The sequence below is a fragment of the Acidocella sp. KAb 2-4 genome (assembly GCF_020567705.1).
Lineage (GTDB): Bacteria > Pseudomonadota > Alphaproteobacteria > Acetobacterales > Acetobacteraceae > Acidocella.
The window spans coordinates 49,963-64,998 of sequence record NZ_JAJDJU010000013.1 but is presented as its reverse complement, the minus strand read 5'-3'; the positions used below and the strand labels follow the sequence as shown (position 1 = coordinate 64,998).

18 protein-coding genes are annotated in these 15,036 nt (G+C 65.7%); 7 read left to right on the top strand and 11 right to left on the bottom strand.

Annotation, left to right across the window (positions count from 1 at the left end; translation table 11 throughout):
• The first annotated feature begins 345 nt into the window (after positions 1–345).
• Both LI953_RS10090 and LI953_RS10085 read left to right on the top strand, forming a co-directional pair.
• Entirely contained in the window at positions 346–1,356 is a 1,011-nt protein-coding gene (locus LI953_RS10090) for a DUF6976 family protein (protein ID WP_227075949.1), read from the top strand.
• A 26-nt stretch (positions 1,357–1,382) separates the two neighbouring features.
• Positions 1,383–1,724, top strand: coding sequence for a DUF952 domain-containing protein (locus tag LI953_RS10085; protein ID WP_227075948.1), 342 nt, complete (start codon positions 1,383–1,385; stop codon positions 1,722–1,724).
• Here LI953_RS10085 and LI953_RS10080 read toward each other — a convergent pair.
• The 11 genes from LI953_RS10080 to LI953_RS10030 all read right to left on the bottom strand — a co-directional run bounded on the left by LI953_RS10080 (position 1,721) and on the right by LI953_RS10030 (position 10,627).
• The gene (locus tag LI953_RS10080; protein WP_227075947.1) at positions 1,721–2,620 is read right to left on the bottom strand and encodes a hydrogen peroxide-inducible genes activator; all 900 of its coding nucleotides are present in this window, start codon (positions 2,618–2,620) and stop codon (positions 1,721–1,723) included. The two genes, LI953_RS10085 and LI953_RS10080, sit on opposite strands and share 4 nt — an antisense overlap.
• 6 nt (positions 2,621–2,626) lie before the next feature.
• On the bottom strand, positions 2,627–4,204 hold the full coding sequence (ahpF, locus tag LI953_RS10075; RefSeq protein WP_227075946.1) for an alkyl hydroperoxide reductase subunit F: 1,578 nt from the start codon (positions 4,202–4,204) through the stop codon (positions 2,627–2,629).
• A 111-nt stretch (positions 4,205–4,315) separates the two neighbouring features.
• Positions 4,316–4,879, bottom strand: coding sequence for an alkyl hydroperoxide reductase subunit C (ahpC, locus tag LI953_RS10070; protein WP_227075945.1), 564 nt, complete (start codon positions 4,877–4,879; stop codon positions 4,316–4,318).
• A 241-nt stretch (positions 4,880–5,120) separates the two neighbouring features.
• Positions 5,121–5,903, bottom strand: a complete 783-nt coding sequence (locus LI953_RS10065; protein WP_227075944.1) for a succinate dehydrogenase iron-sulfur subunit — start codon at positions 5,901–5,903, stop codon at positions 5,121–5,123.
• A gap of 17 nt (positions 5,904–5,920) precedes the next feature.
• Entirely contained in the window at positions 5,921–7,732 is a 1,812-nt protein-coding gene (gene sdhA / locus LI953_RS10060; protein ID WP_227075943.1) for a succinate dehydrogenase flavoprotein subunit, read from the bottom strand.
• Positions 7,733–7,747: 15 nt separating this feature from the next.
• A complete protein-coding gene (sdhD, locus tag LI953_RS10055; protein WP_227075942.1) occupies positions 7,748–8,152 on the bottom strand; it encodes a succinate dehydrogenase, hydrophobic membrane anchor protein in 405 nt (134 codons plus the stop codon).
• A 4-nt stretch (positions 8,153–8,156) separates the two neighbouring features.
• On the bottom strand, positions 8,157–8,588 hold the full coding sequence (gene sdhC / locus LI953_RS10050) for a succinate dehydrogenase, cytochrome b556 subunit (protein ID WP_227075941.1): 432 nt from the start codon (positions 8,586–8,588) through the stop codon (positions 8,157–8,159).
• A 93-nt stretch (positions 8,589–8,681) separates the two neighbouring features.
• Positions 8,682–9,269, bottom strand: coding sequence for a methyltransferase (locus LI953_RS10045; RefSeq protein WP_370635785.1), 588 nt, complete (start codon positions 9,267–9,269; stop codon positions 8,682–8,684).
• An 89-nt stretch (positions 9,270–9,358) separates the two neighbouring features.
• A complete protein-coding gene (locus LI953_RS10040) occupies positions 9,359–9,742 on the bottom strand; it encodes a hypothetical protein (RefSeq protein ID WP_227075940.1) in 384 nt (127 codons plus the stop codon).
• Between the two features lie 203 nt (positions 9,743–9,945).
• Positions 9,946–10,194, bottom strand: coding sequence for a hypothetical protein (locus tag LI953_RS10035; protein ID WP_227075939.1), 249 nt, complete (start codon positions 10,192–10,194; stop codon positions 9,946–9,948).
• Positions 10,195–10,351: 157 nt separating this feature from the next.
• Complete coding sequence (locus LI953_RS10030; RefSeq protein WP_227075938.1) at positions 10,352–10,627, bottom strand: accessory factor UbiK family protein; 276 nt, start codon at positions 10,625–10,627, stop codon at positions 10,352–10,354.
• Positions 10,628–10,673: 46 nt separating this feature from the next.
• On the opposite strand from LI953_RS10030, the gene rfaD reads away from it, so the two are divergent.
• From rfaD to LI953_RS10005, 5 genes are read left to right on the top strand one after another with little or no spacing between them, the layout of a single operon-like run.
• Complete coding sequence (gene rfaD, locus LI953_RS10025) at positions 10,674–11,657, top strand: ADP-glyceromanno-heptose 6-epimerase (RefSeq protein WP_227075937.1); 984 nt, start codon at positions 10,674–10,676, stop codon at positions 11,655–11,657.
• Positions 11,654–12,478, top strand: coding sequence for a prolipoprotein diacylglyceryl transferase (gene lgt / locus LI953_RS10020; RefSeq protein ID WP_227075936.1), 825 nt, complete (start codon positions 11,654–11,656; stop codon positions 12,476–12,478). The genes rfaD and lgt overlap by 4 nt, the downstream gene beginning before the upstream one ends.
• A 16-nt stretch (positions 12,479–12,494) precedes the next feature.
• Positions 12,495–13,388, top strand: coding sequence for a class I SAM-dependent methyltransferase (locus LI953_RS10015; RefSeq protein WP_227075970.1), 894 nt, complete (start codon positions 12,495–12,497; stop codon positions 13,386–13,388).
• Positions 13,385–14,119, top strand: coding sequence for a peptidoglycan editing factor PgeF (gene pgeF / locus LI953_RS10010; protein ID WP_227075935.1), 735 nt, complete (start codon positions 13,385–13,387; stop codon positions 14,117–14,119). Before LI953_RS10015 ends, pgeF begins: the two co-directional genes overlap by 4 nt.
• Positions 14,119–14,994, top strand: coding sequence for a hypothetical protein (locus LI953_RS10005; protein ID WP_227075934.1), 876 nt, complete (start codon positions 14,119–14,121; stop codon positions 14,992–14,994). The genes pgeF and LI953_RS10005 overlap by 1 nt, the downstream gene beginning before the upstream one ends.
• Positions 14,995–15,036: the final 42 nt, after the last annotated feature.

Sequence of the window (15,036 nt, the reverse complement as noted above, 5' to 3'; positions counted from 1 at the left end):
GCGTTCCTGAATCAGTTCACGGATAATATCGTTCATCTGTCCGATCTGTTCCACCTTGGCGGCGTTCACCTTTGGCACACTCCTTCAGATGCCCAGTAGTTTACAATTCTAAACAGGGTTGAACAGAGCCACTTTGCGCCAGAAGGCTGGTACGCCTGATCCCGCCCGCCGCTTGTTTAGGAAGTTTAACAACCTCCTGGCGCGGCCCAGACCCGCAAATTCCATTTGGCATTCGTAAAGATATAGCCGGTATATCTCTTTCCGATTAGTCAGGATGGTGACGCGCATGGATGGATTTTGTGACAACGCCGCCGTTCCACCGTGGAGCGGCGTAGGCGCAAGCCTATGACCGTCACGCACGGGCTGGCCACGCCGGAGGAAGCGGCGGCGCTGATCCGCGCCGGGCGGGTGCTGGTGCTGGCCGGAACGGCGGCTGATCTCGCCACCCTGCCGCACGGGCAATGGATCGGCGGCACCGCCGCCAGTTTCCTCACCCAAGCGGGCGGGCGCGAGGCGAATGGGCGGTTATTCTACTCCGACCTCAGCGCCGTCGCGCGGTTGGTGCGGCTGCGCCATCTCAGCCTGCCGGAACTGCGCCAGATCGGCCGCTTGCACCCCGCCAACGGCTTCACCCTGCTCATCGTACCCGGCTTCAGCCAGCTTCTCGCCGGGCTCTGCGCCGGGATCATGGATTATGAGGGCATCTATAACGCGCCGCTCTTTGGCTGGGTCAGCGCCGTCGCGCCCTATAATCTGAGCAAATATCGCCCGCAAAGCTTCGCCGGAGGGCCGGCAGGGGCCAGCGAGCTGGCGGCGGTGATGAGTGTCACCCTGCCCGACGAGTTGTTCGCCGAAATCCATATCGCCAATCTATTCAACCCAGGCGTGGGGCCGGAGATCCGCTTTCCCAAACCCGGCTTCGTGGCCGAGGGCGCCTGCCAGATCGGCGGCGAGACCGGGCATCTCGCGCAATACATGGAAGCCAAGGGCATCGACCAGCGCCTGCCGCTGGTCGCGGACCATGATGGCGCGCTCATCAACCTCTCCATTCTGGCCAGCGACCCGCATGGGGGCACCACCACCTTTCTCGCCCCGGTTGACCCAGGGCTGACCTACCGCTTCGCGGAGCCGGTGCTGGATTACCCCGAGGAACTCGACCGCGCCTTGGTGCAATTGCCGCGCGACGCCAGCGGCCTCTCCTCGGTCTGCCTGCAAAACTACCTGCACGGGCGGCTGCGCCAAGCCATCGGCCTGCCGTGCCAGGGGCCGGTGAGCTTCGGGCAGATCGCCTATAACGTGCTTAACCAGACCCTGGCCTGCCTGCGCATCGGCGCGGTGGCGGAAGACGAGACATAGCGCCCGCAAGCCGCTAAAACGCGCTCATGCCGCCCACCGACACCATCGCCTATAAAATCCTGACCGCTGAACAATTCGCCGCGCTGTGCGAAGACCGCTTCCCCGGCGCGCCGGTCGATATCGCGGATGGCTACATCCACCTCTCCACCACCGCGCAGCTCGACGAGACTTTGCGCAAGCATTTCGCCGGGCAGGCGGGGCTCGTCATCGCCGCGATCGATCTCACCGCCCTGGGCGGCGCGCTGCGCTGGGAAGTCTCGCGTGGCGGACAGCTCTTCCCGCATGTTTACGGGGCGCTGCGCTGGTCGCATGTGCGGGCGCACATGCCGTTGGCCTGGGAGAATGGCCGGGCCAGATTGCCAGTCTAGCCGCAGGCCTGCACCACCAGCGGGGCCATGGCGCGGTATTCGGCGCTGCGCGGGCTACCGGGGCGCCAGGCCATGGAGAGCGTGCGCCAGCCGCCCGCGCCCTCCAGGCGGCGCAGCTCGACCCCCGTGCCCGCGGCCAAGCCCGCCGTGAGCGCGAGTTGCGGCACCAGTGTCACGCCCAGCCCGCCCGCCACCATCTGGATGAGCGTATGCAGCGACGTCGCCGCGAATTTCTGCTCGCGCCCCATGCCGGCGCTGCACACCGCGAGCACCTGGTCGCGCAGGCAATGCCCATCCTCCAGCAGCAGAAAATTCTCGGCCCCCAGCGCGGTGATGGAAATGCTTTCGCGCACCGCCAGCGGATGGCCGGGCGGCAGCGCGGCCAGGAAATCGTCGCGCACCAGCGGAAAGGTCTCGGCCCCGCCGCAGGCGCAGGGCTCGGCCAGAATCAGCAGGTCGAGCATTCCGTCCTCAAGCTGCTCCAGCAGCCGCTCGGTCTGGTCCTCGCGCAGATACAGCTTTAGCGCCGGGAAGCCCTCGCGCAAGGCGGGCATCAGCCGGGGCAGCAGAAACGGCCCGATGGTCGGGATCACCCCCAGCCGCAACGGGCCGGACATCGGGGCGCGCGCGGCGTCGGCGGCCTCGGCCACGGCGGCGATGGCCGCCAGCGCCGACCGCGCCTTGCTCACCAGCTCCAGCCCCAGCGGGGTGAACACGGCGTGCTTGGGCGCGGCGCGGTCGAGGATCTGCGCATCCAACCCCCGCTCCAGCGCCAGAATCCCGGCCGAGAGCGTGGATTGCGACACCGCGCAGGCCGAGGCGGCGCGGCCGAAATGTCCGGTTTCGGCCAGCATCACCAGGTAGCGGAGCTGCTGCGGTGTCGGCAGGTAGGTCATGGCCGGTCAGGCCGCCGCGGCGGTCGCCGGGGCCAGACGGATCAGATAGTCGAAGGCGGAGAGCGCGGCCTTGGCCCCCTCGCCCGCGGCGATGATGATCTGCTTATACGGCACGGTGGTCGCATCCCCAGCCGCGAACAGCCCCGGCACCGAGGTCTCGCCACGGGCGTCGATCTCGATCTCCCCGCGCGGGCTCAGCGCCACGGCGCCCTTCAGCCACTCGGTATTCGGCACCAGCCCGATCTGCACGAAGATACCCTCCAGGTTCAGCCGGTGCAGCTCACCGGTGCTCCGGTCCTCGTAGGAGAGGCCAACCACCTTGTCGCCATCGCCATGCACCTCGGTGGTGCGGGCGGAGACGATGATCGTGGTGTTGGGCAGGCTCTTCAGCTTCTCCTGCAACACGGCGTCGGCGCGCAGCTTGGAATCGAACTCGATGAGCGTGACATGCGAGACGATGCCGGCAAGGTCGATCGCCGCCTCGACGCCGGAATTGCCGCCGCCGATCACCGCCACGCGCTTGCCCTTGAACAGCGGGCCGTCGCAATGCGGGCAATAGGCCACGCCCTTGTTGCGGTACTCCTGCTCACCCGGCACGTTCATGTTGCGCCAGCGCGCGCCGGTAGAGAGCACCACCGATTTCGCCGCCAGCTGCGCCCCGCCCGCCACATGCACGGCGAACAGCCCGCCCGGCTGGCCCGGCGGCACGATCTTCTCGACCGTGTGGCCCTTCATGATGTCCACGCCGTAATCGCGCGTATGGGCTTCCAGCGCCGCGCCCAGCTGCGGACCCTCGGTGTGCTGCACCGAGATGAAATTCTCGATCGCCATGGTGTCCATCACCTGGCCGCCGAAGCGCTCGGCCACGACGCCGGTATGAATCCCCTTGCGCGCGGCATAGATGGCCGCCGCCGCCCCGGCCGGGCCGCCGCCCACCACCAGCACGTCGAACACGCTCTTGGCCCGCAGCTTCTCGGCGTCACGCGCTGCGGCGTTCACATCCACCTTGGCCAGGATCTGTTGCAGGCTCATCGCCCCGGCGCCGAACTCGCCGCCATTGAGGAACACGGTGGGCACGGCCATCACCTTCTTCTCGGCCACCTCGGCCTGGAAGGCCGCGCCGTCGATCGCGGTGTGGCGGATATTCGGGTTCATGATCGCCATCAGGTTCAGCGCCTGCACCACATCCGGGCAGACCTGGCAGGATTGCGAAAAGAACGTCTCGAAATGATATTCGCCGGGCAGCGCCTTGATCTGTTCGATCACATCGGCCTCGACCTTGGGCGGGTGGCCGCCGGTTTGCAGCAGCGCCAGCACCAGCGAGGTGAATTCATGCCCCATCGGCAGCCCGGCGAAGCGCACGCCATGGTCGGCTCCGGCACGGCGAATCTCGAAGGAGGGCTTACGGGCATCGGCGCCGTCGAAGCGCACGGCGATCTTGTCGCTCAGGCCAGCAATGTCGGTGAGCAGCCCGCGCATTTCGGCGGCCAGCGCCGAGTCGTCGAGGCTCGCCACCAGCTCCAGCGGCGTGGAAACACGGGTGAGGTAGGCCTGCAACTGGCCCTTCAGGCTGTTGTCCAACATATCGGCTCCAGATTTTTTGAGACAGAAACGCGCGGCGAGGCCGACGCGAGGCGGCGTTGGCCGCTGGGGTCTCCCGCCGGTCGCCCGGCGGGAGGATGAGCGGAAAACGGCTTAGATCTTGCCGACCAGGTCGAGCGACGGGGCCAGGGTCTTGTCGCCCTCCTGCCAATGGGCCGGGCAAACCTCGCCGGGGTGCGCGGCCACATACTGGGCGGCCTTGATCTTGCGCAGCAGCTCCTTGGCGTCGCGGCCGACGCCGCCGGCGCTGACCTCAACGAGCTGGATCACGCCATGCGGGTCCACCACGAAGGTGCCGCGGTCAGCGAGGCCGGCGGCCTCGATCAGCACGTCGAAATTGCGGGAGATGGCGTGGGTGGGGTCGGCCACCATGAAGTAGGTGATCTTCTTCACAGCCTCGGAGGTGTCGTGCCAGGCCTTGTGGCAGAAATGCGTGTCGGTAGACACGGAGTAGATCTCGACACCCAGCTTCTGGAACTCGGCATAGTTCTCGGCCAGGTCTTCCAGCTCGGTCGGGCAGACGAAGGTGAAGTCAGCCGGGTAGAAGAACACCACCGACCACTTGCCCTTCAGGTCGGCCTCGGTGACGGTGACGAACTTGCCTTCCTTGTAGGCCTGGGCGGTGAATGGCTTAACTTCCGTGTTGATCAGCGACATAAAATAACTCCTCCGAGTTTGGTTGGGTCTCAACGAGGAGAGCTTCTAGCCGGTTTTACGCAATCCAGGAAATTGATTTTTTTTGTTCGTATGATCGATTAATCCGATTGCGAGCTGCCGCGCCAGCCAGCCGCGCGGGTCTTAACCACAAACTGGTTAATCCTGAAATTCTTACCTGAATCAGAAACTTAACAAAAAAAGCCCGGCAAGTGCCGGGCTTTTTCGGGGAGCAGAGTGAAACTCAGCCTTGGCGTTCGAGCATGAGCTGCTTGATCTTGCCGATCGCCTTGGCCGGGTTGAGGCCCTTGGGGCAGGTCTGGGTGCAGTTCATGATCGTGTGGCAGCGATACAGCTTGAACGGGTCCTCCAGCGCGTCGAGGCGCTTGCCGGTGGCCTCGTCGCGCGAATCCGCGATCCAGCGATAAGCCTGCAGCAGCACGGCCGGGCCGAGATAGCGGTCGCCATTCCACCAATAGCTCGGGCAGGAGGTGGAGCAGCAGAAGCACAGCACGCACTCCCACAGGCCATCGATCTCGGCGCGCTCCTCCTTCGACTGGCGGCGCTCGGCGTCGGGCGGCGGGGCGGTGTCGGCCTGCAGCCAGGGCTCGATGGAGCGCAGCTGCGCGTAAGGCTGGGACAGATCCGGCACCAGATCCTTCACCACCGGCATATGCGGCAGCGGCGTGATCTTCACATCGCCCTTCACATCGTCGATCGGCTTCAGGCAGGCCAGCGTGTTGGTCCCGTCGATGTTCATCGCGCAGGATCCGCACACACCCTCGCGGCAGGAACGCCGGAAGGTCAGCGTAGCGTCGATCTCGTTCTTGATCTTGATGATCGCGTCGAGCACCATCGGCCCGCATTTGTCGAGATCGATCTCGTAGGTGTCCATGACGGGATTCTTCCCGTCATCGGGGTTCCAGCGATAGACCTTGAACGCCTTGACGCGCTTGGCGCCGGGCTCGGCCTTGTAGGTCTTGCCCTCGCCGATCTTGGAGTTCGCGGGCAGGGTAAATTCAGCCATCTTTCTTCGCCCTTTCCTTAGTACACGCGCTTCTTCGGCGGGAACACAGACACTTCGTTGGTCAGCGTCTGCATCTTCACCGGGCGGTAGCTGAGCGCCACCTCGCCCTTCTCCGACACCTGAGCGACGGTATGCTTCATCCAGTTCGCATCGTCGCGCTCGGGGAAATCGTCATGCGCCTGGGCGCCGCGGCTCTCCTTGCGGGCTTCCGCGCCGACCATGGTGGCGATGGCGTTGCCCATCAGGTTCTGCAGCTCCAGCGCCTCGACGAGGTCGGAGTTCCAGATCAGCGAGCGGTCGGCGACCTTCATATCGCCCATGCCGCCCCAGAGCTTGTGCATCTTGTCTACGCCCTCGGTGAGCGACTTGGCGTTGCGGAACACCGCCGCATGGCCCTGCATGGTGCGCTGCAGGCTGTCGCGCAGCTCGGCCACCGAGGTGGAGCCTTTGGCGTGACGGGTGTTGTCCAGGCGGTCGAGCGAGGCCTCGCCAGCGCCCGCCGGCAGCGGGGCCTGGGTGGCGCCGGGCTTGAGGATCTCGGCGGCGCGGTGCGCGGCGGCACGGCCGAACACCACGAGGTCGAGCAGCGAGTTGGTGCCCAGGCGGTTGGCGCCATGCACCGAGACGCAAGCCGCCTCACCCACCGCCATCAGGCCCGGCACCACGGCGTCCGGGTTCTCCGGCGTCGGGCGCAGCACTTCGGCCTTATAGTTCGTCGGGATGCCGCCCATGTTGTAATGCACGGTCGGCAGCACGGGGATCGGCTCCTTGGTCACGTCCACGCCGGCGAAGACGCGGGCGGTCTCGGAAATGCCCGGCAGGCGCTCATGCAGGATGTCCGCGCCCAGATGCTCCAGATGCAGCAGGATATGATCCTTGTTCGGGCCGACGCCGCGGCCCTCGTTGATCTCGATGGTCATCGAGCGGGAGACCACGTCGCGCGAGGCGAGGTCCTTCGCCGTCGGCGCATAACGCTCCATGAAGCGCTCGCCCTCGGAGTTGGTGAGGTAGCCACCCTCGCCGCGGGCGCCCTCGGTGATCAGGCAGCCCGCCGGGAAGATGCCGGTCGGGTGGAACTGCACGAACTCCATGTCCTGCACCGGCAGGCCGGCGCGGATCACCATGCCGCCGCCGTCACCCGTGCAGGTATGGGCGGAGGTGCAGGAGAGCCAGGCGCGGCCATAGCCGCCGGTGGCGAGCACCACGGTCTGCGCGCGGAAGCGGTGGATGGAGCCATCCTCCAGGCACCAGGCCATCACGCCGCGGCAGGCGCCTTCCTCGTCCATGATCAGGTCGAGCGCGAAATACTCAACGAAGAACTCCACCTCATGCTTCAGGCTCTGCTGATAGAGCGTGTGCAGCATGGCGTGGCCGGTGCGGTCGGCGGCGGCGCAGGCGCGCATCGCCGGCTCCTTGCCGTAATCCTTCATGTGGCCGCCGAAGGGGCGCTGGTAGATCTTGCCATCCTCGGTGCGCGAGAAGGGCATGCCGAAATGCTCCAGCTCATAAATCGCCGGCACGGCCTCGCGGCACATATATTCGATGGCGTCCTGGTCGCCCAGCCAGTCCGACCCCTTCACGGTGTCGTACATGTGCCAGCGCCAATCATCCTCGCCCATGTTGCCGAGCGAGGCGGAGATGCCGCCCTGCGCCGCCACGGTGTGCGAGCGGGTGGGGAAGACCTTGGTAATACAGGCGGTTTTCAGCCCCGCCGCGCCCATGCCGAGCGTGGTGCGCAGGCCGGAGCCGCCGGCGCCGACGACCACCACGTCATAGGTGTGGTCGATCACGTTATAGGCGCTGTGGGAAGGCTTGGAGATCGCGTTCATGTTCGCAGGATTCCGTTACGAGAAAGCGAGTTTGAGGACGGAGACGGCAGCGGCCAGGGCCAGGACCCAGATCCCGCCTTTGACCACCAGCAGCGTCACGAGACGCTTGGCGTCATCACGTACATAGTCCTCGATGACGACCTGCAAACCCATCGACACATGGTAAAACATCGTGGCGATCAGCAGCAGGAACAGCACGGCGTTCCAGGGCTCGGCCATGTAGGCGGCCATGGCGGCGTGGTCGGCGCCCTTCAGCAGCAGCACGGAGACCACGAAATACAGCGACAGCGGCAGCAGCGCGACCGAGGTGGCGCGCTCGGCCCACCAATGCGCGGCACCGTGCTTGGCGGCGCCCAGGCCGCGCGCGCGGCCCAGCGGGCTGCGCATGATATGGACGGAGGGGTTGTTTTCCTTGCTCATGTGATCACCCGACAACGAAGGCGATGACCCAGAAGGCCACGGTGAGAATGATGGTGCCGGCGGCGACCAGCTTGGCGGAGCGGTGCATGTCCGGCAGTTCGAAGCCTTTGCCGGCGTCCCAGGCCAGATGGCGGATGCCGTTGCAGAAATGGTAAAACAGGGCGACCGTGAAGCCGAACAGGACTAGCAGCCCGATGCCCGAGGCCAGGAAGGCCTGGATCACGGAGAAGGCAGAGTCGCCCGACGCGGCGCAGACCAGCCACAGCACCAGCAAAATAGTTCCGGCGCTCAGGGCCACACCGGTAATGCGGTGGAAGATCGAGGTCGCGGAGGAAACTTGCGGCTTGTAGACTTGCAAATGCGGGGAGAGTGGCCGGCGGACCAGCTTGCCCTCCGAGTTGCGCCCCACCATCAGGGCTTCGCGGACATCTTTCATCGGAAACCTTTCAATCCGGTCGTTTGAGCAATTTTGTGCAGGTGCTTAGTCCTCGGCCGGGGCCGGGTCAACGCTTGTATACCGAGCGCCCGTTCAGCCTGGCGGCAGCCGGAAAAGCGTCACCTTCCGAGACACCGAGTCCTCCAGCTCCAGGCTGGTCGGCACCTCGATTTCGGCCAAAACCGCGCCGCGGGCCGCAGGGAGGTACTTCCGGCCCGGGTCCGCGATGATCACCGGCACCTGCCGGGCGCAGGCCGAGAGCCAGGGCAGGATGTGCTGGGTCATCGGCGCTTCATAGCAGATATCGCCACAGAGAATGACATCCCAGCGGCAAGGGGCGCCAACGATGTCCCCCAGGAACACCTCGATCGGCAGGGCGTTGGCGGCGGCATTGAGGCGGATGGCGGCGGCGGCGAGCGGATCGATCTCCGCCGCCTCAACCCAGGCCGCGCCGGCGCGCGCGCAGGCCAGCGCCGCCAAGCCGCAGCCGGAGGCGAAGTCCAGCACGCGCTTGCCGCGCACGAGATCGGGATGGCGGGTGATGTGAAGAGCCAGCGCCTCGGAGCCCGGCCAGGCAAAGGCCCAGAACGGCGGCGCCATGTCGTGCTGTTGCAGGAAGGATTCGGTGGCCTGCCAGAGCGGCGTCAGCTCGCTCGCGAGGTGCAGCCTGATCTCGGGCACCAGGGCGGAACGGGCGAGGCTGGTATGCGCCAGAATGAAGGACGCCGCGTCCTCAGCCGGACGCGGCGCAGTCCCGGAGACGGGTGAAATCAGGCGAGCTGGCCGACTTTGGCTGCGCCGGCATAGGCCGCGCCAGAAGCGTAAGCGCTCCCCACGCCATGCACATCGGAAAGCTCATCCAACAGCGCCTCGATGCCCTGACGTTCCTGCAACTGGAAGGCCCAGCGGCTAGCCACCGGCCACAAAACCAGCGTCGCCTGCATCAGCAGCGCAATAACGCCGGACGCGACGCGGCCATTCGCGAAGAACACCGCGCAAGGCAGAAACTTGGTCAAATTGAAGGACTTCATGAGAAACTCCTCAAGTACCCGGTGATCTTTGTCGGCAGTTCCACCTTTCGTCAAGGAATTTATCACCCGGAAATCTCGTGCAAACCCGCAGAAAACCTGGCGAAACGAGTTGAAAATTAACATTATTGTGAGCGCCGCCGGCAAGGTTGCCGCGGCCCGTTTCCGGGCCTGAAACTTATCAACATACCAATCGAAGAAGCTGATTTTACGGCAATGTATCGTGTTAATGAGCTGTTAGTAATTTTTCCCCTTGGGCATTATTTCTGTCGCGCCCTCTAAAATTTGACGCGAAATACGGGAATTCTTCTCGTTTTTTAAACGATCTATCAGGCGACCTTCTCGCCCTTAAGGTCCACGCTGGCCACAAAACGCTTTTCGCATGGCTGACCTGCGTAATTCACAGAGATCTCGTCCAGCAGCGCCTGCACGCGCGCCGCGCACGATAATTTGCGCGCACAGCACACAGCCACCGGCCACAGTACCAAGCTGAGCTGCATCATCACCATCGAGATGCCCAGGAAAATCCGGCCGGCTCGAAATGCACCTGCCCAGGGGCAGACGAAGACATTGCTCATCGGTAATTCCCCCTTTTGCACGGTCAGGTTGTCTGCCGCGCTCGGGGAACATCACGCGATTCCCCGGTCATCTCAAATCAAGTTCATGAGAAAAAGATTAACTAATGTTAACTTTTTAAGATTATCCAGATAATGCCGCGAGTCGTGCCTGCGCCGTTCAGCCGCGGATATCCTCGGGGGAATAACGCTCGGGCCGGCCCGACTCCAGCGCAGCCACGCGGTGCTCCAGCGCCTCGACCTCCGACTTCGCGCGGCGCGCGAGTTCGGCCATCGCCTCGAAATCCTCGCGCTTGACCAGATCGAGCCGGCGCACCGCCTCATCGACGCGCGCGCGCACCAGCGCCGTGAGCTCCTCGCGCAGCCCGGCCAGGGCGGAAATCGCACCACCGGCGACACCGGCCAGGTCGTCGAAAATTTTCGGGCGTTCAGTCATGAGGGAGGCCTTCTATGTTGTCTCGGTTCTCCATATAACCCCCCGCATGATATTGGTCACGGGTGGCGCAGGCTTTATCGGCTCCAATCTGCACGCGGCGCTGGCGGCGTCGGGGCAGGAGGTCATCATCTCCGACTGGCTCGGGCATGAGGGCAGCAAATGGCGGAATCTCTACCATCACCCGCCCGCCACCATGCTGCGGCCTGAGGAGCTGGATGCGTTTCTCGAACACGATATGCGCCTGACCACGATCGTGCATCTCGGCGCGATCTCGGAAACCACCGCGACGGATGCCGATCTTGTCTGGCACACCAATTTCACCCTCAGCCAGAAGCTGTGGAACTGGTGCGCGGCGCGGCGGGTGCGGTTCATCTACGCCTCCTCCGCCGCCACCTATGGCGATGGCTCGGCCGGGTTCGACGATGACCTCTCGCTCGATTATCTACGCAAGCTGCGCCCGCTCAACCTGTATGGCTGGAGCAAGCACGCCTTCGATCTCTGGGTGGCCCAGCAGAACCACGAGCACGCCCACATGCCGCCCAACTGGGCGGGGGTGAAGTTCTTCAACGTCTATGGCCCCAACGAGTATCACAAGGGCAAGATGATCTCGGTGGTGAAGGTCAAGCACGACGAAGTGCGCGCGGGCGGCCCGGCCAAGCTGTTCAAATCCGACCGGCCGGACATCGCCGATGGCGAGCAGAAGCGCGACTTCATTTATATCGACGACGTGGTGGCGTCGCTGCGCTTCCTCATCACCGTGCCGCAGCTGTCGGGGCTGTATAATCTCGGCACTGGCACCGCGCGCTCTTATGCCGATCTCGCCCGCGCGGTCTGCGCCGCCAACGGGGGGGAGGAGCGGATCGAGTTCATCGACATGCCGCAAAACCTGCGCGGGCAATACCAGTCCTTCACCGCGGCGAAGATGGACCGGCTGCGCGGCCTCGGCTTCAACCACGAATTCCACACGCTGGAGCAGGGCATCACGGCCTATATCCAGAACCATCTGCTACAGGCGGACCCATATAAATGATCGTCCTGAACTGGCCTGATTTCTCGCCCGTGCTGTTCAGCATCGGGCCGTTCGCCGTGCATTATTACGCGCTGGCCTACATCACCGGGCTGCTGCTCGGCTGGTGGCTGGCGCGTCGGCTGGTGGCGCTGCCCCCGGTGGCGGCAACCACGCTGCAAGTGGATGATTTCCTCACCTGGGCGGTGCTGGGCGTGATTTTGGGCGGGCGGCTCGGCTATGTGCTGTTCTACCAGATCCATCAAGAGAGCCTGTGGCACATGCTCACCCATCCCATCGACATCATCGCCGTCTGGCGCGGCGGGATGAGTTCGCATGGCGGGTTCATCGGCGTCTCCGTCGCCATTATCTGGTTCTGCCGTAAGCACGGGCTGAACATGTTCCGCTTCGCCGACCGCGTCTCGGTCGTCGTGCCGATCGGGCTGTTTCTCGGCCGCTGCGCCAATTTCATCAATGGCGAGTTGTGGGGCCGGGTGGCGGAAGGCCATTGGTTCCCGCTGCTCATGGTCTACCCGCAATCGGGCACGCTGGCGCCGCGTTACCCCTCGGAGCTGATCGAGGCCTCGACCGAGGGTGTGGCGCTGTTCATCATCATGATCCTGGCCGTGCGCTCGGAGCGGCTGCGCGCCAAAGCCGGGGCGCTGACCGGGCTATTTTTGATCGCCTACGCCATTGCGCGCATCGTCAGCGAGTGCTTCCGCGAGCCCGATGCCTTCCTGGGCTTCCTGCCCTTCGACACCACCATGGGCCAGGTGCTCTCGGTGCCGATGATCTTCATCGGCGCGGGTATCCTGATTTACGCGCTGCGCAAACGTGAGGCCTGAACGCTTCGACCATTTCATGGCCCGCGCCAACGCGGCGTATTACGCGCGCGGGGCCTTCACCGCCGATTTCGTCACCGCGCCGGAGCTGACGCAGGTTTTTGGCGAGCTGCTGGGCGCCTGGGCCAAGGTGGTGTGGCAAATGCTGGGCGCCCCCGCGGATGTGCGGCTGGTGGAGGCCGGGCCGGGACGCGGGGTATTGATGGCCGACGCGCTGCGGGTGTGGAACGCGCCGGACGTGCATTTCATCGAGGCCTCGCCCGCCCTGCGCGCCGAGCAGGCCAAGCGCGTGCCCCGCGCCACCTGGCATGACAGCCTGGAGAGCATCCCGCCCGGCCCGATGATCCTGCTGGCCAACGAGTTCCTCGACGCGCTGCCGGTGCGCCAGTTCATCCGCCGCGAGGCCGGGTGGATGGAGCGCTACGTGGCCGATGGCGCCTATGTGGAGCTGCCCGCCGAGTACCCCTTGCCCGATGACCCGGTGGGGAGCCTGCGCGAGGTGAACGAGGCGGCGCTGGCCTTCTGCCGCAAGCTGGCGGCGCGCGGCGCGGTCGGGCTGTTCATCGATTACGGGCCGATGCGCAGCGCGCCGGGCGAGAGCGTGCAAGCCATCCGCCACGGCGAATACGCCGACCCGCTGCAACATCCCGGCGAGGCGGACATCACCGCGCATGTCGATTTCGGGGCGATCAAGGCGGCGGTGCATGCGCAGGGGCCGGTGAAACAGAACGCCTTCCTCACCGCGCTGGGCCTGTATCAGCGCAGCGATGTGCTGGCCCGGCGCCACCCCGAGAAGGCCGAGGCGCTGCGGCTCTCGGTGCAGCGCCTCACCGCGCCCGAGGCCATGGGCAGCCTGTTCAAGGTGATTGCGGTTTGCCCTGAGGGCCTTCCCGGTCTACCGGGATTCGCATGACCGAGATCTTCACCGGCGCGCTGGCCGCGCAGCATGGCTTTTTCTCCCGCAATGGCGGCGTCTCCACCGGGCCGTATGCCAGCCTGAATTGCAGCTTCTCCTCGGACGACCCCGCCCATGTGCGCGAGAACCGCGCCCGCGTGGCCGCCGCCATGGGGGTGGAGCCGGGGCATCTGCTGGGGCTGAAGCAGGTGCATGGCGATGGTGTGATCAGCGTGCGCGCCCCCTGGGCCGAGGGCGCGGGCCCGGCGGCGGATGCGATGGTGACCGACAAGCCCGGATTGGCGCTGGGGATCATCACCGCCGATTGCGCGCCTGTGCTGTTCAGCGCCGAGGGCGTGGTGGGCGCGGCCCATGCGGGCTGGCGCGGCGCGCTGGCCGGGGTGCTGGAGGCGACGGTGATGGCGATGCGCGCGCTCGGGGCGCGAGAGATCCATGCCGTGATCGGCCCCTGCATCGCGCAGGCGAGCTACGAGGTGGGGGCGGATCTGCACGGCGCGGTGCTGGCCCGGCAGGCCAATGATGCGCGCTTCTTCACCCCTGCCCGCCCCGGACATTGGCGCTTCGACCTGCCCGGCTACTGCGCCGCGCGGCTGCGGGCCGCCGGGGTGAAGACCGAGGCGCTGGGGCTGGACACCTATGCGCAGGAGCAGGAATTCTTCTCCTACCGGCGCAAGACCCTGCGCGGCGAGGCGGCGACCGGGCATCAGATTTCGGTGATCCGGCTGTGATGAAACGCGCGCCCCTGCTGCTGCCGCTGCTGCTGGCGGCCTGCGGTACCTTGCCGGAGCCGTTTTATGGCAATCCCGGCCCCGAAGGGGCGCGGCTATCCATTCCCCCCGCCCCGGTGCTGATGGTGCCCGCGCCGAAAGCGGCGCTGCTCGACAGCAAGGCCGCCGCTGCCTTTGCCGGGGATCTCGCGGGCGCACTGGTGAATTACGACGTGCCGAGCGTGGCCGCGCCGGCGGGCAAGCGGGATTGGCGGCTGCAGATCACCGCCCAGCAGAGCGGCGGCAGCGTCACGCCCGCCTATGTCATCACCGGGCCGGACGGCAAGCGCTATGGCCAGCAGAGCGGCGCGCCCGAACCCGCCCAGAGCTGGACCAGCGGCAACGCCGCCACGCTCAGCGCCGCTGCGGCGGCCGATGCGCCAGCGCTCTCCAAGCTGCTGGCCAACATCAACGCGCAGGTGCAGCAGAGCAACCCGGACTCGCTGGAGAACCGGCCGCCGCGCATTTTTGTGGGCGCGGTGACGGGCGCCCCCGGCGATGGCGACACCGCCTTGCCGATGAACCTGAAACGCGCCCTGCCCGGCCCCGATGACATGCTGGCCGATGACGCCAAGGACGCCGATTTCACCGTGACCTGCGCGGTGAAGAGCAAGCCGGATACGGGCGGGCAGATGCAGGTGGAGCTGGATTGGGTGGTGCGCGACGGCAATAACCGCGTGGCCGGACAGGTGACGCAGATCCACGATCTCAACCCCGGCGACATCACGCCCTATTGGGGCGATGTTGCGGCGGCGGCGGCGCGGGAGGCGGCGGGCGGCATCCAGCAGGTGGTGAGCAACGCCGTGCTGAAGAAAGCCGCGAAACCAGCGTCTTAAAGAGCACTTTTGGGACGCTTTTTGAAAAAATCGCCCCAAACC